The sequence below is a fragment of the Pseudomonas sp. PI1 genome (assembly GCF_000812405.1).
Classification (GTDB): domain Bacteria; phylum Pseudomonadota; class Gammaproteobacteria; order Pseudomonadales; family Pseudomonadaceae; genus Pseudomonas; species Pseudomonas citronellolis.
In genome coordinates this window covers 57,110-75,069 of the sequence record NZ_JWMC01000091.1, presented here as the reverse complement: position 1 = coordinate 75,069, position 17,960 = coordinate 57,110, and the positions used below count along the sequence as shown (strand labels likewise).

The window sequence follows — 17,960 nt, the reverse complement described above, 5'->3', positions numbered from 1 at the left end:
AACAGGCCTAATACATAGATGCAGTCGGGTTTTCATGTTCAAAAGCGGGTTGACGGTGGGGGTGAGTCCATACATAGGAGCGAGCTTGCTCGCGAAGGACGTTCTGCTGGCCAGGTTCGGTGTGCATCCTGAAGAACGCCCTCTCCCTAACCCTCTCCCTGAAGGGAGAGGGGACCGTTCGGTGTGCTTGGATGTTCTGGAGTCAGCCGGCCACGACGGTAGTTTCCGGCTGAAACCGTCCTTCCCCACTGGCACGGACAAGCCCCCTCTCCCTTCAGGGAGAGGGCTGGGGAGAGGGAGCGGAGTCAATCCCAAGCGATGATGCCGCCGGGAAACTCCGTTCGCGAGCAAGAGCTAGGCGCCCCCCTCGCTCCTACAAAAACCCCCTCCCCAACGAAAAAAGCCCCGGCATCGCTGCCGGGGCTTCGCTATCGGCCCTCCTGCGTGGGGACGGCCGCCAGACTCAGCGGAGCGCTTCGAACAGGCCGGTGGCGCCCATGCCGCCGCCCACGCACATGGTCACGATGCCGTAGCGCAGGTTGCGCCGCTGCAGTTCGCGCACCAGGTGGCCGACCTGGCGCGAGCCGGTCATGCCGAAGGGGTGGCCGATGGAGATGGAGCCGCCGTTGACGTTGTACTTCTCGTTGTCGATGCCCAGGCGGTTGCGCGCGTACAGGCACTGCGAGGCGAAGGCTTCGTTGAGCTCCCACAGGTCGATGTCGTCGATCTGCAGGCCGCGGGCCTTGAGCAGCTTGGGCACCGAGAACACCGGGCCGATGCCCATCTCGTCCGGCTCGCAGCCGGCCACGGTGAAGCCGCGGAAGAAGGCCTTGGGCTTGAGGCCCAGTTCCAGGGCCTTGTCCAGGCTCATCACCAGGGTCATGGAGGCGCCATCGGAGAGTTGCGAGGCGTTGCCGGCGGTCACCGAGCCGTCTTCGGCGAACACCGGCTTCAGCGAGTTGAGGCCTTCGAGGGTGGTGTCCGGACGGTTGCAGTCGTCGCGATCGACCACGCCTTCGACCACCTTCTTCTCGCCGGTGGCCTTGTCTTCCACGGCGTAGCGCACGTTCATCGGCACGATTTCGTCGTCGAACAGGCCCTCGGCCTGGGCGCGGGCGGTGCGCTGCTGGCTCTGCAGGGCGTAGAGGTCCTGCTCTTCGCGGGTGACGTTGTAGCGACGGGCGACGATCTCGGCGGTCTGCCCCATGGGGTAGTAGATCCCCGGGAATTCCGCTTCCAGGCGCGGGTTGACGAAGTGGTCGGTGTTGCGCGACTTGGCCGTCAGGGTGATGGACTCGACGCCGCCGGCCACCAGGATGTCGCTGCAGCCGGAGGCCACCTGGTTGGCGGCGATGGCGATGGCCTGCAGGCCCGAGGAGCAGTAGCGGTTGAGGGTCATGCCGGCGACGTGGATGCCCAGCTTCGACAGCACCGCGGCGTTGCGGCCGATGTTGTGGCCCTGGGCGCCCTCGTTGGAGCCGGCGCCGACCACGCAGTCGTCCACCAGCAGCGGGTCCAGGCCGTTGCGCGCCAGCAGCGCGTCGATGCAGTGGGCCACCATGTCGTCGGGCCGGGTCATGTTGAACTTGCCGCGGAACGACTTGGCCAGGCCGGTACGGACGCTGTCGACGATCACCACTTCACGCATGGGAAACCTCGTTGCTTGTTGTTCGATTGGGGAGGTGCACTCGGCCAAGCATAGGGCGAGCGAATGCCGGGGCGCGACGATCATTCATCCCGGATATGCGCTGCCATCCCCCAGCGGATACGCGACCGCCGCCCGAAGGCGGCGGTCGCGGGCGCCCTTGCGGCGCGCTCAGACGGTGTCCACCTTCACCGCATGGTCGGCCAGCAGGCCGTTGAGCACCGCGTGGGTGTCGCCGCTGGAGACGATGGCGCCGCCGTGGTGGTCGGTGTACTTGGCCACCAGGTCGACGTTGCCCAGGTCGATGCTCTGGGTCGTCGCGCCCCCTGTCGCGCCGGTGGGGTTCACCGAGATGGTGGTGGTCGAGGTGGTGGCGTTGACCGAGAAGGTCAGGTACTGCGCCAACGAATCGGCGGTGGCGTGCTCACCCTGCAGCAGGTCGGCCAGGTTCAGCGAGTCGCCCTCGCCTATGTTGAAGTCCTTGATCACGTCATGCCCGGCCTCGCCCTTCTGCCAGACGAACTGGTCGGCGCCGGCGCCGCCGGTGAGGGTGTCGTCGCCCATGCCGCCGAACAGGATGTCGTTGCCGTCGCCGCCGAGCAGCGTGTCGTTGCCGCCCTGGCCGAACAGCAGGTCGTCGCCCTTGCCGCCTTCGAGGGTGTCGTTGCCGCCGCGGGTGTCGCCGGCGACGTTGAGCTCATAGGCGTGGGCGACGATGTAGTTGGTCACCTGGCCCTGGGACGGCGCGGCGCCGCCGTTGGCGGCGGTCAGGTAGTCCACCAGGCCCTGGTAGCCGGCGCCGTTGTGGGTGCCGGCGGCGTGCCCGGTCCAGCTCAGGGCGTCGGTGTTGATCACGTCGCCGAAGAGGATGTCGTTGCCGTCGCCGCCGACCAGGTGGTCGTGGCCCACCGCCTGCGGCGAGGTGTTGCTGAAGCCTTCCTGCAGCGCGGTCTGCAGCTGTTCGGCGGTGTTGATGATCTGCGGCTGGCCGACGTTGGCGGTGAGGTCCGGGGTGTTGCCGGTGAAATGCAGGGTGGCGGTGCCCGTGGTGCTGGTGTTGTCGAAGAACTGCAGGATGCCGCTGTTGATGCCGTCGCCGATGCCGATGGCGTTCACCGACACATGGTCGCTGCCGCTGAACAGGCCGCCGCCGTTGAGCAGGTTGTTGGCGACGTCCAGCGCGTCCTTGATGTCGTGGTAGTTGGTGACGGTGCCGCTGTTGCTGCTGTCACCGATGTAGGTGGTCGGGTTGCCGTCGGTGAGGAAGAACGCCAGGTTGATGTAGTCGTGGGCGGCGTTGGCGCCCCCGCCCACCGTGGCGTTGAACCAGTCGACGGTGGACTTCAGCGCCGCCTCGTAGTTGGTCCCGCCCACGGCGCCGAGGCTGTTGATGGCGCTGATCAGGGTGGCGACGTTGGTGCTGTTCAGGCCATGCACCTGGGTCAGCGTCGAGCCGTCGGCGAAGGACACCAGGGCCAGGTTGATGGTGCCGTCGTGGCCCTTGATCTGGTTCAGCAGGTTGATCAGCGCCGCCTTGGCCAGGGCCATGCGGCTGAGCCCGGTGGTCCCGGAGGCGTCGGCCATGCTGCCGGAGGTGTCGATGATCAGCGCGATGTTGTAGTTCTTGCCGGGCGTGGTGGTGACGGAAACGCCGCCCACGTCGCCGATCAGCACGTCGTTGCCGAAGCTGCCGGCGATGGTGCCGTGGTCCGGCCCGAGCGGGCTGGGCACGACGTGGGGCGTCGTCGAGCCGTCGGTATCGCTGGCATTGCTGCCCACCACCAGGATCGGCGCGCCGTATTTCACGCAGATGTCGAGGTTGGCCGAGGCGGTGTCGCCGTCGCCATCGACGATGGTGTACTGGAACGACTCGCTGATCTGCCCGCTTTCCGGGAAGCTCACGCTGGCCTTGACCGCGTAGGTGTAGTCGCCGGCGTGGTGGCCGCCGCCATCCTTCAGGTACAGCGTCAGGGTGCCGTTGTCGGTGCTGATGGTCAGCAGGCCGCTGCTGGCGTTGTAGCTGCCGGTGGCATGGCTGGCGCTGGGGTCGAGGTTGGTGAGGTTGCCGTTGGCGTCCACCGCGAAGGTCTCGCCGCCGATGCTCACCTGGGTGATGCGCACGGTGCCGTCGGCGCTGACCGGCAGGTCGTTGGCCAGCACGTTGCCGCTGACCGCGTCGAGGTGGCTGAGGTTGACCAGGGTGGCGCTGAGGTCGCTGGGGTCGGTGACGATGACCGGCGTGCCGTGGCTGTCCACCCGCACCAGGTCCTGGTCGGTGATGGAGGTGCCGACGCCGACGGCGAAGGCCTCGACGTTGTTGGTGCTGCCGTTGTGCGCCGCGAGGAAGCTCTGCCAGGCGTTCAGCGCAGCGTTGGTGCTACCGGTGGTGGGCTGCCCATCGGAGATGAAGTACACCCGGTTGATCGCCGCGGGGTCGGCCCCCGGCGCGTTCAGGTCGGCGTTGATGCTGGTCTGGGCGCGGTTCAGGGCGGCCTCGTAGTTGGTGTTGCCGCCGGCCTGCAGGCCGTTGATGGCGTTCACCAAGCTGGTGTAGCCGCTGTCGCCGGCGTCGTCGAAGCTGTAGTGGCTGGCGGCGCTGGCCGAGGTGGCGAAGCTGATCAGCGAGACCTGGATCAGCAGGCCCATGGACGCGTACTCGTGCAGCATGTTGATCAGCGCGGCCTTGGCCTGGGCCAGCTTGCTGCCCTGCATGCTGCCGGAGACGTCGAGCACCAGCGTCAGGTTGACCGCCGGCGGCGGCTGCACCAGCAGGCATGCCGGGTGGTCGTCCACCGCGGTGGGGCCGTCGTCGGCAAAGCCGATCTTGTTGCCCAGGTCGAGGGTCTGGCTGCTGCTGGCCTTGTCGCCGTCGTAGTCGGTGATGCTGGCGGTGCCTTCCAGGCCGACCAGCCCGGCCTTCAGCCAGGCCACCTGGCTGTCGTAGTTGCCGGAAGCCCCCGGCCCGTCGTGCTGGATGGCCGAGTACTGGGTGAGGATCACCTTGCCGCTGTTGCCGTCCAGGCGCAGGTCGAACACGGTGTTGGCCGTGGTCACGCCCTGCAGGCTGGTGGCGGTGCTGCCGACGATCTTGCCGCCGACGTCGTAAAGGTGGATGGTCGCGTTGCCGCTGCTCAGCCCGCTGTCGGCGCCCTGCCCGGCCAGCAGCTTGAGGCTGTAGCTCCAGCTCACGGCGGAGGCCGGGGCATCGGCGCCGGCGCTCTGCGAGGTGATGACGAAGGCGCCGGTGAAGTCGCCGCTGGCGGTGTCGGAGTTGGCGCCTATGGTGTCGGCGTCCTGGGTCTGCACCAGCACCGACTGGCTGCCCAGGCCGACGCTGATGGACGGGCCGTCGTCGGCGAAGGCCACCTTGTTGCCCAGGTCCAGCGAGGCCGTGGAGCTGGCCTTGTCGCCGTCGTAGTCGGTGATGGTCGCGGTGGCCTGCAGGCTCACCAGGCCGGTGGCCAGAGGGGCCTGCTGGGTGGCGTAGTTGCTGGTGGCGCCCGGCAGCGCGTGGTCGATTTCGGCGTACTGCGTCAGGGTGACGTTGCCGCTGCCATCCACCTTCAGGTTGAAGATGGTGTTGCTGGCATTCACCCCGCCTTCGGTGTTCGAGGTGCTGCCGATGATCTGACCGTTCTGTTCGTACAGATAAATCTTCTGCCCCGCACTGTTCAGGCCCGATTGGGTGCCTTCGGCCACATCCAGCTTCAGCGCGTAGCTCCAGTTCACCGCGGCCGGGGTATCGGCGCCGGCACTCTGCGAGGTGATGGCAAAGGCCGCGGCGAAGCTGGTGGTGGCGGTGTCGAAGTTCGCACCGATGGTGTCCGCGTCATGGGTCAGCAGCACGATGGGCTTGCTGCCGCTGAGGTCGATGCAGATGGAAGGGCCATCGTCGTCGAACGCGACCTTGTTGCCCAGGTCGAGCGAGGCCGTGGAGCTGGCCTTGTCGCCATCGTAGTCGGTGATGGTGGCGCTGGCCTGCAGGCTCACCAGGCCAGTGCCGAGGGAGGTCTGCTGGGTCGCATAGTTGCTGGTCGCGCCCGGCAACGCGTGATCGATTTCGGCGTACTGCGTCAGGGTGACACTGCCGCTGCCATCCACCTTCAGGTTGAAGATGGTGTTGCTGGCATTCACCCCGCCTTCGGTGTTCGAGGTGCTGCCGATGATCTGGCCGTTCTGCTCGTACAGGTAGATCTTCTGCCCCGCACTGTTCAGGCCCGATTGGGTGCCTTCGGCCACGTCCAGCTTCAGCGCATAGCTCCAACTCACCGCGGCCGGAGTATCGGCGCCAGCGCTTTGAGAGGTGATGGCGAAGGCTGCGGCGAAGCTGGTGGTAGCAGTGTCGAAGTTCGCACCGATGGTGTCGGCGTCCTGGGTATGCAGCAGCACGGGAGCGTTGCCGCTCAGGCCCACGCTGATGCTCGGGCCGTCGTCGTCGAAGGCGACCTTGTTGCCCAAATCCAGGGAGGCCGTGGACGTGGCCTTGTCACCGTCGTAATCAGTGATGGTCGCGGTGGCGTCCAGGCTCACCAGACCGGTGCCGAGGAAGGCCTGCTGCGCGGCATAGTTACTCGTGGCACCCGGCAACGCGTGATCGATCTCGGCGTATTGCGTGAGGGTGACATTGCCGCTGCCGTCCACCTTCAGGTTGAAGATGGTGTTGCTGGCATTCACGCCACCTTCACTGCTGGCGGTGCTACCGATGATCTGGCCATTCTGCTCGTACAGATAAATCTTCTGCCCGGCACTGTTCAGCCCCGACTGGGTGCCTTCGGCCACGTCCAGTTTCAGCGCGTAGCTCCAGCTCACCGCGGCCGGGGTATCGGCGCCGGCGCTCTGCGAGGTGATGGCGAAGGCGGCGGCGAAGCTGGTGGTGGCGGTGTCGAAGTTGCTGCCGATGGTGTCGGCGTCCTGGGTGTGCAGCAGCACCGGAACCTTACCGCTGAGATCGATGCAGATGGACGGGCCGTCGTCGTCGAAGGCCACCTTGCCGCCCAGATCGATGCTGGCGCTGGACGAGGCCTTGTCACCGTCGTAATCGGTGATGGTCGCGCTGGCATCCAGGCTGACCAGGCCGGTGCCGAGGAAGGCCTGCTGCGCGGCATAGTTGCTGGTCGCGCCCGGCAATGCATGGTCGATCTCGGCGTATTGCGTCAGGGTGACATTGCCGCTGCCGTCGACCTTCAGGTTGAAGATGGTGTTGCTGGAATCGATGCCGGCTTCGGTGCTGGAAGTGCTACCGATGATCTGGCCATTCTGCTCGTACAGATAAATCTTCTGCCCTGCACTGTTCAGCCCCGACTCGGTGCCTTCGGCCACGTCCAGCTTCAGCGCGTAGCTCCAGCTCACCGCGGCCGGGCCGTCGGCGCCAGCGTTCTGCGAAGTGATGGCAAAGGCCGCGGCGAAGCTGGTGGTGGCGGTGTCGAAGTTGCTGCCGATGGTGTCGGCGTCCTGGGTGTGCAGCAGCACCGGAACCTTACCGCTGAGGTCGATGCAGATGGAGGGGCCGTCGTCGTCGAAGGCCACCTTGCCGCCCAGGTCGATGCTGGCGCTGGACGAGGCCTTGTCGCCGTCGTAATCGGTGATGGTGGCGGTGGCCTGCAAGCTGACCAACCCGGTGCCGAGGGGGGTCTGCTGGGTCGCGTAGTCGCTGGTCGCGCCCGGTAGCGGGTGATCGATCTCGGCATATTGCGTCAGGGTGACGTTGCCGCTGCCGTCGACCTTCAGGTTGAAGATGGTGTTGCTGGCATTCACGCCACCTTCACTGCTGGCGGTGCTGCCGATGATCTGGCCGTTCTGCTCGTACAGGTAAATCTTCTGCCCGGCACTGTTCAGCCCCGATTGGCTGCCTTCGGCCACGTCCAGCTTCAGCGCGTAGCTCCAGTTCACCGCGGCCGGGCCGTCGGCGCCAGCGTTCTGCGAAGTGATGGCGAAGGCCGCGGCGAAGCTGGTGGTGGCGGTGTCGAAGTTGCTGCCGATGGTGTCGGCGTCCTGGGTCACCAGGTTGCCGAGCAGCGCGCCGCTGGCGCCGATGCCGATGCTCGGGCCGTCGTCGGCGAAGCCGATCCGGCCGCCCAGGTCGAGGTTCTGGCTGGCGCTGGCCGGGTCGCCGTCACGGTCGGTGATGGTGACGCTGCCCTGCAGTTGAACCAGGTCGCTGCCGAGGGAGACCTGCTGGCTGTCGAAGCCGCTGGTGTCCCCGGGCAGGGCGTGGTCGATGGCGGCGTACTGGGTCAGGGTGACCTTGCCGCTGGCGGCGTCCACCGCCAGCGAGAAGACGGTGTTGGCGCTGCTGACCGCGCCGGCGCTGGCGGCGGTGGAGCCCACCACCACGCCATCGATCAGGTAGAGGTGGATACCCTGGCCGCCGCTGCTCAGGCCCGAGGCCTCGCCCTGGCTGGTGACGGTCAGGCTGTAGTGCCAGGCCACGCTGCCCGCGCCGTCGGCGCCATAGGCCAGGGTCGCCTTGAAGGCGCTGGCGAAGTCCGCCGAGACGCTCTCCGAAGCGCCGCCGCGGGTGCCTTCGTCATGGCTGAGCAGGCTCGGCGCCTCGCCCTCCAGGGCCAGGCCGGCGGTGGGGCTGTCGTCGTTGATGAGGATGGCCAGGTTGCCGCCAACGGGCGTGCCGTTGCCGTCGGTCAGGGTGTAGGGGACGCTGAGGGCGATGTCGTCTTCGACGCCGTGCTGCGGGTGGTCCAGCGGCTGCTGCAGGACCAGTTCATAGGTGCCGTTGGCGAGGTTGGTGAGGCTCAGGGTGAACACCGTCTGGCCATTGGCCGAGGCCGTCAGCACGTGGCCGTCGGGGCTCACGCTGTAGCTCAGGGCCACGCCGCCGGAGGTCAGCGCCGGCAGGCCGCTGGTGCCCCAGGCGAAGGTCCCGGGGCCGTCGGCGCCGAAATCGTAGCCGAGGCTGCCGGAAGCGCTGGCGCCGACGCCGGGCAGGCCGTCGTTGCCTTGGATGCCGCCGGGCAGGCCGTCTTCATCCACCACGGCGCTGGCGTTGCCCGCGCTGGGCACGCCGTCGACGGGCGGGGTCGGCGGTTCCGGCGGGGTCGGCGGCGCCGCCTGTGCCTGCTCGGGGCTGGGTATGCCGTCGAACAGCCGCGGGAACAGCGGGCCGCTGGCCAGGGGCCCGGTGGGGAAGCCGATGTCCGGATCGATGTGGCCGCCGATCTCGGTCAGCAGCACGAAGGAGTGCCCGCCACCGGCCTTGGCGTTGCCGCCGGCGGAGAACGACGGCCCGGCCGCGGTGGCCTCGGCCACCTGGCTCGGGTCCTGCCCGGCGGCGATGGCCGCCTGCAGCGCCTTGACGTCGGTGATGTCCTGCTGGCTGGGCGCGACCGGCGCCTGCGCCGGCGCGCTGTCCGCGTACTGGTGGTGGGCGGCGGCGACCAGTTGATTGCTCATCGGCATCGAACTGTCGCGCCCCAGGGTGAGTTCGCCGCCGCCGGCGATCGCCACGGCCACGGCACCTTCGTGCCCGGTCACCAGTTGTTCGCCGACGAACAGCTTGTCGCCCTGGTGCAGGATGCGACGCGAACCATCCGCGGCCACGGCGAAGACCTCGCCCACCGCCTTGCTGACGATACCTACCAAGCTGGCCATGACTGCATCCTCCGCGCTTACTCTGCGCTTGCCGACCGGCGCCGCCTCCGGCGGCACCCAAGACCTCCGAGTTGGCCATGCCGTCACCGGCGCGCAGTGATGCGTAGAGGGAAGCGGAAGCCTGAAGGCGCTTTGGCATCAAAAAGCCAGCGGATGAATCCGCCATTTTTTTGACCACGCTTGCTTCGGTACTTCGCGGAAACGCCCGCCCTAGCCGCCTGAAACGTACATGGCTGTATGTGCAAGCCCTATTCGTCCCCATAGCCAAGAAAAATCAGGGTTTGCGAGTTTTACAATGTGCCGCTTTTCACAGGTGTCATAAGACTTTTTCTGAATATGGGATGTGAAAAATTCTTCTGAGGTTCGCGAAAAGTTGTTCTTAGCTCTGATGTTACAGGCGTGAAACGCTTGATATCAGAAAAAAGCCAAGTTTTTGGCGAATTGCAAGAGCATCGAAGTCGAGAACACCAGGAGAACGCCATGCGCAGTCGTAACGCGACGCTATGGAGCGGTGTATTTCTGGCGGCCACCTGCGCTCAAGCCAACGCGATGAGCCTGACCCAAGCCATACAGAGCACCCTGCAATATCACCCGGAGATCAGCCAGAGCATGAACAGCCGGCTGACCGCAGACCAGGAACTGAAGATCGCCCGCGGCGGCTACCTGCCCACCGTCGATCTACTGCTGGGTTACGGCCGCGAAGGCGTCGATAGCCCCTCTACCCGTCAGGAAGGCAACCACAACAAGGAGACGCTCAACCGCGGCGACGCCGAGATCCGCCTGCAGCAGATGCTGTTCGACGGCTTCGCCACGCCCAACGAGGTGGCGCGCAACGAGGCCAACGTCAATTCCAAGGCGTTCCGCGTGCTGGGCACCTCGGAGAACGCCGCGCTGCGCACCGTCGAGGTCTACCTCAACGTGCTGCAGCACCGCGAGATGGTGAGCCTGGCGCGCAACAACCTGCAGGCCCACCAGCGCATCGGCGACCAGATCCGCATGCGCAGCCAGCAGGGCGTCGGCAGCACCGCCGACAACGACCAGGCCACCGCGCGCCTGGCCCTGGCGCAGAACAACCTCTACACCGAGGAAGTCGACCTGCGCGACGCCGAGGCCAACTTCTACAGCGCCGTGGGCAAGCAGCCCGACGAGTTGGAGACGCCCTCCACCGTCAAGGCCCTGGTGCCCAGCGACATCAACAAGGCGCGCCAGGAAGTGCTGAGCAACAACCCGCTGCTCAAATCGGCCCAGGCCGACGTGAATGCCGCCGAGAAGCAGTACGAGGCGGCCAAGTCGCCCTTCTACCCGCGCTTCGACCTGGAACTGTCGAAGGCGGCGAACAACAACGTCGACGGCGAAGTGGGCCACTACAACGACTGGGAAGCCCAGGTGGTGATGCGCTACAACCTGTTCAACGGCATGCGCGACAAGAACCGCCTCGGCGCCACCTCGCACCAGATCGACGAGGCCAAGGACGTCCGCGACAACGCCCTGCGCCTGCTCAACGAGAACCTCTCGCTGGCCTGGGACGCCATGGAGAACGCCAGCAAGCAGACCGGCCCGGCGCGCGAATACGCCGACTACACGCGCAAGGTCCGCGAGGCCTACCAGCAGCAGTTCACCCTCGGCCAGCGCACGCTGCTCGACCTGCTGGACAGCGAGAACGAACTCTTCACCGCCAACCGCCGCTACACCCAGGTGCGCTACACCGAGGAGTACTCGCGCTACCGCGTGCTGGCCGCCATGGGCGCCCTGCTGCGCTCGCAGAACGTCGTGCCGCCCCATGAGGGCGTGGCGCTGTCCGACGTGAAGACCGAGACACGCCTGCCCGACATGAAATAAGGCCCTGCCCGCCCCGCGTCCGCCGCCGGCCCGCCCGGCCGGCGGCGCCTGCGGGGCGCGGCGGCCGCACGGGGCTCGCAGAAGCCCGGGAGAAGTAGCGTGACCATGATCATCCAGGAGCGCGGCAACCCCGCAGCGGACGACCCCCGCCTGAGCCACGACGACCCCCTGCTCGACGGCCTGCTGATCCTCTGCCGCCTGCACGGCTGCTCGGTCAGCCGCACCAGCCTGAGCGCCGGCCTGCCGTTGCCGCAGCAACGCCTGAACGCCGAGCTGCTGCCCCGCGCCGCGGCCCGCGCCGGCCTGCAGGGGCGCCTGCTGCGCCGCGAGCTGAAGGCCATACCGGCGCTCAACCTGCCGGTACTGCTGCTGCTTGAAGGCGGGCGCAGCGCGGTGCTGCGCCAGTGGGGCGCGGACGGCCAGGCGCTGATCCTGCCCTGCGAGACCGAGGGCGGCGAGCAGTGGGTGGGCACCGAGGAGCTGGCCGCGCAGTACAGCGGCCTGGCCCTGTTCGCCCGCCCGCGCCACGAGCTGGAAGCGGCGCGCCAGCCGCTGGTGCCGCGGGTCGAGGCCTGGTTCCGCGACACCCTCAAGCTGTCGCGCTGGCTCTACACCGACGCCCTGGTGGCGAGCCTGCTGATCAACCTGCTGAGCATGCTGGTGCCGCTGTTCGTCATGCAGACCTACGACCGAGTGGTGCCCAACCAGGCCATCTCCACCCTCTGGGTGCTGGCCAGCGGACTGCTGCTGGGCACCCTCTTCGAGCTGCTGCTGCGGGTGCTGCGCTCGCACCTGCTGGACATGGCCGGGAAGAAGACCGACGTGGTGCTCTCGGCCACCCTGTTCGAGCGCATCACCGGCATGGCCATGAAGTTCCGCCCGGCCACGGTCGGCGGCTTCGCCCAGAGCATCCACGACTTCCAGGGCCTGCGCGAATTCCTCACCGCGCTGACCCTCACCAGCCTCATCGACCTGCCCTTCTCGCTGCTGATGATCGTGGTCATCGGTCTGCTCGGCGGCGCTCTGGTGGCGGTGCCGCTGCTGGCCTTCCCGCTGACCATCGGCTTCGCCTACCTGATCCAGGTGCGCCTGCGCGACACCGTGCAGAAGAGCCTGACCCTCGGCGCCGAGCGCCAGGCCCTGCTGATCGAGACCCTCGGCGGCCTGGAAACGCTCAAGGCCTGCGGCGCCGAGAGCGAGCGGCAGTACCGCTGGGAAGCCACCCACGGCGCCCTCACCCGCCTGGACAACCACGCCCGCTTCCTCGCCACCCTGGCCACCAACGGCACCCTGTTCGTCCAGCAGTTCGCCGGCATGGCCCTGATCATCTGCGGCGTCTACGCCATCCTCGACGGCCAGCTCAGCGTCGGCGCCCTGGTCGCCTGCTACATGCTCAACAGCCGGGTGCTGGCGCCGCTGGGGCAGATCGCCGGGCTGATCACCCGCCACCAGCAGGCGCGCCTGACCATGAAGAGCACCGACGCGCTCATGGCCCTGCCCCAGGAGCGCCAGGCCAGCCAGCGCCCGCTGGAGCGCACCCAGCTGCACGGCGCGCTGGAGATGCGCCAGGTGGAATTCCGCTACCCCGAACAGAACGCCGCGGCGCTGAGCCAGATCGGCCTGCGCCTGGCCCCCGGCGAGAAGGTCGGGCTGATCGGCCGCAGCGGCTCGGGCAAGAGCACCCTGGCGCGCCTGCTGCTGGGCTTCTACCAGCCGGATGAGGGGCAGATCCTGCTCGACGGCCTGGACCTGCGGCAGATAGACGTGGCCGACCTGCGCCAGCAAGTGGGCTACGTGGCCCACGACCTGCCGCTGCTGGCCGGCAGCCTGCGCGACAACCTGACCCTGGGCGCGCGCTACGTCGGCGACGCACGCATGCTGGAGGTGGCCGAGCTGACCGGCGTCAGCGAACTGGCCCGGCAGCATCCGGCCGGCTTCGACCGCCCGGTGGGCGAGCGCGGCCAGCTGCTTTCCGGCGGCCAGCGCCAGGCCGTGCTGATGGCCCGCGCGCTGCTGCTGGACCCGCCGATCCTGGTGCTCGACGAGCCCACCAGCGCCATGGACAACAGCAGCGAGGAAGCCCTGCGCCGGCGCCTGCAGGCGTGCTGCGCGGGCAAGACGCTGCTGCTGGTCACCCACCGCACCTCGATGCTCGCCCTGGTCGATCGGCTGATCGTCCTCGACGCCGGGCGCATCGTCGCCGACGGGCCGAAGGAAGCGGTGATCGAAGCATTGCGCAAGGGCCACGTCGGCCCGGCAGCGGGGTGAAGCCATGAGCAGCATGCAACCGACGCCGGGCTACTTCGGCGGCCGCAGCGACACCGAGTTCATGCCCGAGGTCCAGGGCACGGTGCTGGAGGACTCGCCGCTGGCGGCGCGCATCACCCTCTGGGCGGTGCTCGCGCTGCTGGTCTGCGCGCTGGCCTGGGCGCACTACGCGCACCTGGAGGAAGTCACCAAGGGCGAAGGCAAGGCCATCCCCTCCAGCAAGGTGCAGACCATCCAGAACCTGGAGGGCGGCATCGTCTCGGAAATCTTCGTCCACGAAGGCCAGGTGGTGGACAAGGGCCAGACCCTGCTGCGCCTGGACGACACCCGCTTCGCCTCCAACAAGGGCGAGACCGAGGCCGACCGCAACGCCCTGGAGGCCCGGGTGGAACGCCTGAGCGCCGAGGCCGAGGGCCGCGAGCCGGCCTTCTCCGACGCCCTGAAGCAGACCGCGCCGCAGGTGGTCGACGACCAGCTGCAGCTCTACCACAGCCGCCAGGCGCGCCAGGCCAGCGAGGTGAGCATCCTCCAGGAACAGCTGCGGCAGAAGACCCAGGAACTGCAGGAATTCCGCGCCAAGGCCCAGCAGTACCGTTCCAGCCTCGGCCTGGTGCAGCAGGAGCTGAACATGTCCACGCCGCTGGTCAAGAGCGGCGCCATCTCCCCGGTGGAACTGCTGCGCCTGCGCCGCAGCGTGGTGGAGATCAACGGCGAGCTGAACGCCACCACCCTGGCCATCCCCCGCGCCGAGGCGGCCATGCAGGAGATCGCGCGGAAGATCGACGAGTCGCGCCAGGGCTTCCGCACCGACGCCCTGAAAGACCTCAACGAGGCCCGCACCGAGCTGAACAAGCTCACCGCCACCAGCCGCGCCATCGACGACAAGGTCAGCCGCACCACCGTGGTGTCGCCGGTGCGCGGCATCGTCAAGCAGCTGAAGGTCAACACCATCGGCGGCGTGGTGCAGCCGGGCAGCGACATGGTGGAAATCGTCCCGCTGGAGGACAACCTGCTGGTGGAAGCGAAGATCCGCCCGCAGGACGTGGCCTTCCTCCACCCCGGCCAGCCGGCCACGGTGAAGTTCAGCGCCTACGACTACACCATCTACGGCGGCCTGAAGGCCAAGCTGGAGATGATCAGCGCGGACACCATCACCGACGACAAGGGCAACGCCTTCTACCTGATCCAGGTGCGCACCGACAAGAATCATCTGGGGCCGGACAACAAGCCGCTGCTGATCATTCCGGGGATGGTGGCGACGGTGGACATCATCACGGGCGAGAAGAGTGTGTTGGATTATTTGCTCAAGCCGGTGCTGAAGGCGCGGTGGGAGGCGTTGCGGGAGCGGTGAGGGGTGTTGTGGGGGCGAGCTTGCTTGCGAATGGGGTTTGCCGGGGGCTGTGGTGTTGGGGGGAAGAGCGCCCTCTCCCCAGCCCTCTCCCTGAAGGGAGAGGGGGCTGTCCTGAGTAGGCGGAAAATCTGGAGTCATCCTGAAACTCCTCACTCCCCCTCGTCATTCCCGCGAACGCGGGAACCCAGCTGCCTTGGCTTGGGTGTTTCTGCGCCGCTCCGAGTCTGCCCGACCGTCTTGTTTCGCCCCCTCGGGCGAGTCCCTTTTGTCAAACGCCACAAAAGGAACCAAAAAGGCTTGCCCCGACATACGGGCCCGACAGAGTCGGGCTACCCTCACGAATTCCCCCGCCACGGAGGCCCGCCCCGAGGGTACGTCCCTGTAGCCCGCGGGGCTCTCGCGACATCCATGTCGCATGACCTCCTGAGCGCCGGTTTCGCTCGGCCTTCTGAAGGGGCGTTCGGAGTGCGCGGAGGTTTCTCTGGAAGTCCCAAAAGCCAGAGCAGAGCTGCTTTGCTCTTCGTAGGAGCGAGCTTGCTCGCGAACCCAACCACCCGTCACTGGGTTCCCGCGTTCGCGGGAATGACGAGGGTGGAGGATGGTGCCTGACTCCAACCCCGCTCAGGACAGCCCCCTCTCCCGCTTGCGGGAGAGGGTTGGGGAGAGGGCGCTCTTGAACCCAACACCCTCCGCTAGATGTTGTACTCCACCGGCGGCGCCGGCAGCTCCGCCAGCAGCTCATGCAACCCCGCCGACCATTGCTTGCGGATGCTCGCGTAGTACGCATCCTCCTCCGTCACCCGGTAGCCCGCCGGGACGATCAGGCTGTCACGGTGGTACACCAGCAGGTCCAGCGGCATGCCCACCGAGAGGTTGCTGCGGATCGTCGAGTCGAAGGACACCAGCGCGCAACGCAGGCCCTCGGCCAGGCTGGTGGTGAATTCCAGGTTGCGGTCGAGGATCGGCTTGCCGTACTTGCTCTCGCCCAGTTGCAGGAAGGGCGTGTCTTCGGTGGCCTGGATGAAGTTGCCCTGGGGGTAGATGCTGTACAGCTCCGGCGGGCCGCCGGCGATCTGCCCGCCGACCAGGAAGGAGCAGGTCAGGTCGGTGTTGCCGGCCAGGGGCGCGGCGTCGCGGGCCACCACTTCGCGCACGGTGGCGGCCACCAGCGCGGTGGCTTCGTAGAGGGTCGGCACGCTGTGCAGGTTCACCTGGCTGGCATCGTCCAGGCGCTGCTTCAGCAGGTTCACCACCGACTGCGAGGTGGCCAGGTTGCCGGCGCTCTGCAGCACGATCAGGCGCTCGCCGGGCACCCCGAAGGTGAACAGCTTGCGGAAGGTGGCGATGTGGTCGATGCCGGCGTTGGTCCGCGAGTCCGAGGCGAACACCAGGCCCTCGTCCAGGCACATGGCTACGCAATAGGTCATGGGATGGCCTTCTTCAGGGGTTGCCCGGCAATACTAGACCACCACGGGTTTCCATCCCGTGGCAGCCTCCCCGCCGGCCTCACTGCTGGCTGCGCAGCAGCGGCGCCACCACCACCCGCGCGTGCATCTGCTCGCCCAGGCCGCTGCCGCGGCGCATGCCGCGCACCGGGCAGGCGTCCAGGTAGTCCAGGCCCACCGCCAGCTTCAGGTGGCGCTCCGGGCGCGCCAGTTCGTTGGTCACGTCGAAGCTGTACCAGGCGTCGTCCAGCCAGGCCTCGGCCCAGGCGTGGCTGGCCAGGTCCCGGTCGCTGCCGCGGTACAGGTAGCCGGAGACGAAGCGCGCCGGAATGCCCAGGCTGCGCGCGCAGGCGAGGAAGGCATGGGTGTGGTCCTGGCAGACCCCGGCGCCGCCGGCGAAGGCTTCGGCCGCGGTGCTTTCGACGCCGGTGGCGCCCGGCTGGAACGGCATCTGCGCGTGCAGGGCATGCATCAGCCTGATCAGCGCGTTGCGGTCGCGGGCCTCGCCGCACTGCGCCAGGGCGAAGGCGCGCAGGGCGTCGTCCGGGGTGGTCAGGCGGGTGAAGCGCAGGAACGGCAGCGGCGACTGGTCGTCGTGCTCGGCCTCGCGGCTCTCGTCGATCTCCACCAGGCCGCGGGCGCGGATCACCACGGCCTCGTGGGGTTCGTCGATGCTCAGCACGTGCAGCACGTTGCCGTAGGGGTCGCGCTGGGCGCGGGCCGGGCGCGGCAGCGTGAGCTCCCAGGCGAGCACGTGCTGGCGCTCGCTTTCCTGGGGCGTCAGGCGCAGGTACTGGATGCTGGCGCGCACCGGGTCGTCGTAGCGGTAGGTGGTGTCGTGGCTGATGGCGAGTTTCATACGGCCTCCAGATAGGAACTGTGGATTGCCCGGGCCAGTTGGCGGATCAGCAAAATGAAGTCGGTGAGCCAGGCGTGCAGGCCGTCACCGAGGATTTCGTCGATCGCCGTGTAGCGCAGGCGCGCGGCCAATTCGGCGGCCAGGCGCTGCGCCGGGCGGCCGTTGTCGCCGGGCAAGGTGGATAGGATGCCGTCCAGTTCCTCCACGCAGGCTTGCAGGGAACGCGGCACCTCGGCACGCAAGAGCAGCAGTTCGGACACCTGGCGAGCATCGGGCGAGCCACGGTAGATCTCGTTGTAGGCTTCGAAGGAGGACAACGCGCGCAACAGCGCGCTCCACTGGTAGTAGCCGCGCGCCGAGGTGTCGCTGACCTCCTCGGCCTCCTCGCCGAGCAGTTCGTAGCGGGCGTCGAGCAGGCGCAGGGTGTTGTCGGCGCGTTCGATGAAGGTGCCCAGGCGGATGAAGCTGGAGGCCTCGCCGCGCATGATGGTGCCGTAGGTGGCGCCGCGGAACAGGTACGAGCGCTCCTTGACCCATTCGCAGAAGCGGCTGATGCCATAGCGGCCTAGGCCCTGCTGGGCGATGCTGCGCATCTCCAGCCAGGTGGCGTTGATGTTCTCCCAGATGTCCGCGGTGATCCGCCCGCGCACCGCGTGGGCGTTGCCGCGGGCGGCCTGCAGGCAGCGGTAGATGCTCGCCGGGTTGTCGGCGTCGAGGGCGAAGAAATGCAGCATGCGCTCGGGCTGCATCTTCCCGTGGCGCTCCAGGTAGTCGTCCATGGTGCCGGTGATCAAAAGCGGCATGGCCAGTTCGTCGGCGCCGCCGCCGCGGTCGTCCGCCGGCATCAGCGACAGCGAATAGCTCACGTCGAGCATGCGCGCGAGGTTCTCCGCGCGCTCCAGGTAGCGGGACATCCAGTACAGGTCGGCTGCGGTACGGCTCAGCATG

The 17,960-nt window shown here is 67.7% G+C and carries 8 protein-coding genes; 3 read left to right on the top strand and 5 right to left on the bottom strand.

Annotation, left to right across the window (positions count from 1 at the left end):
- Window positions 1-463: 463 nt before the first annotated feature.
- Complete coding sequence (locus tag RN02_RS26940) at window positions 464-1,648, bottom strand: thiolase family protein (protein ID WP_009618792.1); 1,185 nt, start codon at window positions 1,646-1,648, stop codon at window positions 464-466.
- A gap of 168 nt (window positions 1,649-1,816) precedes the next feature.
- A complete protein-coding gene (locus RN02_RS26935) occupies window positions 1,817-9,250 on the bottom strand; it encodes a retention module-containing protein (RefSeq protein ID WP_043318220.1) in 7,434 nt (2,477 codons plus the stop codon).
- Between the two features lie 480 nt (window positions 9,251-9,730).
- On the opposite strand from RN02_RS26935, the gene RN02_RS26930 reads away from it, so the two are divergent.
- The 3 genes from RN02_RS26930 to RN02_RS26920 all read left to right on the top strand — a co-directional run bounded on the left by RN02_RS26930 (window position 9,731) and on the right by RN02_RS26920 (window position 14,708).
- Window positions 9,731-11,089, top strand: coding sequence for a TolC family outer membrane protein (locus RN02_RS26930; protein ID WP_009618789.1), 1,359 nt, complete (start codon window positions 9,731-9,733; stop codon window positions 11,087-11,089).
- A 105-nt stretch (window positions 11,090-11,194) separates the two neighbouring features.
- Window positions 11,195-13,357 carry a type I secretion system permease/ATPase gene (locus RN02_RS26925; protein WP_043318226.1) on the top strand — a complete coding sequence of 721 codons (2,163 nt, stop codon included), beginning with the start codon at window positions 11,195-11,197 and terminating at the stop codon, window positions 13,355-13,357.
- Window positions 13,358-13,361: 4 nt separating this feature from the next.
- Complete coding sequence (locus tag RN02_RS26920; protein WP_052267881.1) at window positions 13,362-14,708, top strand: HlyD family type I secretion periplasmic adaptor subunit; 1,347 nt, start codon at window positions 13,362-13,364, stop codon at window positions 14,706-14,708.
- A gap of 692 nt (window positions 14,709-15,400) precedes the next feature.
- Here the strand turns inward: RN02_RS26920 and RN02_RS26915 are convergent.
- The 3 genes from RN02_RS26915 to RN02_RS26905 form a co-directional block, all read right to left on the bottom strand.
- Entirely contained in the window at window positions 15,401-16,135 is a 735-nt protein-coding gene (locus RN02_RS26915; protein ID WP_009618786.1) for a proteasome-type protease, read from the bottom strand.
- A 79-nt stretch (window positions 16,136-16,214) separates the two neighbouring features.
- A complete protein-coding gene (locus RN02_RS26910) occupies window positions 16,215-17,012 on the bottom strand; it encodes a transglutaminase family protein (protein WP_043318217.1) in 798 nt (265 codons plus the stop codon).
- Window positions 17,009-17,959: an alpha-E domain-containing protein gene (locus RN02_RS26905; RefSeq protein ID WP_009618784.1), complete on the bottom strand. Its 951-nt coding sequence runs from the start codon at window positions 17,957-17,959 to the stop codon at window positions 17,009-17,011. Before RN02_RS26905 ends, RN02_RS26910 begins: the two co-directional genes overlap by 4 nt.
- Between the last annotated feature and the right edge of the window lies 1 nt (window position 17,960).

What these genes read in the sequence shown, in the direction of transcription:
- RN02_RS26930 (WP_009618789.1), top strand. Translation starts at nt 9,731, where the DNA reads ATGCGCAGTCGTAACGCGACGCTATGGAGCGGTGTATTTCTGGCGGCC.
- RN02_RS26905 (WP_009618784.1), bottom strand. Translation starts at nt 17,959, where the DNA reads ATGCTGAGCCGTACCGCAGCCGACCTGTACTGGATGTCCCGCTACCTG.
- RN02_RS26935 (WP_043318220.1), bottom strand. Translation starts at nt 9,250, where the DNA reads ATGGCCAGCTTGGTAGGTATCGTCAGCAAGGCGGTGGGCGAGGTCTTC.
- RN02_RS26920 (WP_052267881.1), top strand. Translation starts at nt 13,362, where the DNA reads ATGAGCAGCATGCAACCGACGCCGGGCTACTTCGGCGGCCGCAGCGAC.
- RN02_RS26910 (WP_043318217.1), bottom strand. Translation starts at nt 17,012, where the DNA reads ATGAAACTCGCCATCAGCCACGACACCACCTACCGCTACGACGACCCG.
- RN02_RS26940 (WP_009618792.1), bottom strand. Translation starts at nt 1,648, where the DNA reads ATGCGTGAAGTGGTGATCGTCGACAGCGTCCGTACCGGCCTGGCCAAG.
- RN02_RS26915 (WP_009618786.1), bottom strand. Translation starts at nt 16,135, where the DNA reads ATGACCTATTGCGTAGCCATGTGCCTGGACGAGGGCCTGGTGTTCGCC.
- RN02_RS26925 (WP_043318226.1), top strand. Translation starts at nt 11,195, where the DNA reads ATGATCATCCAGGAGCGCGGCAACCCCGCAGCGGACGACCCCCGCCTG.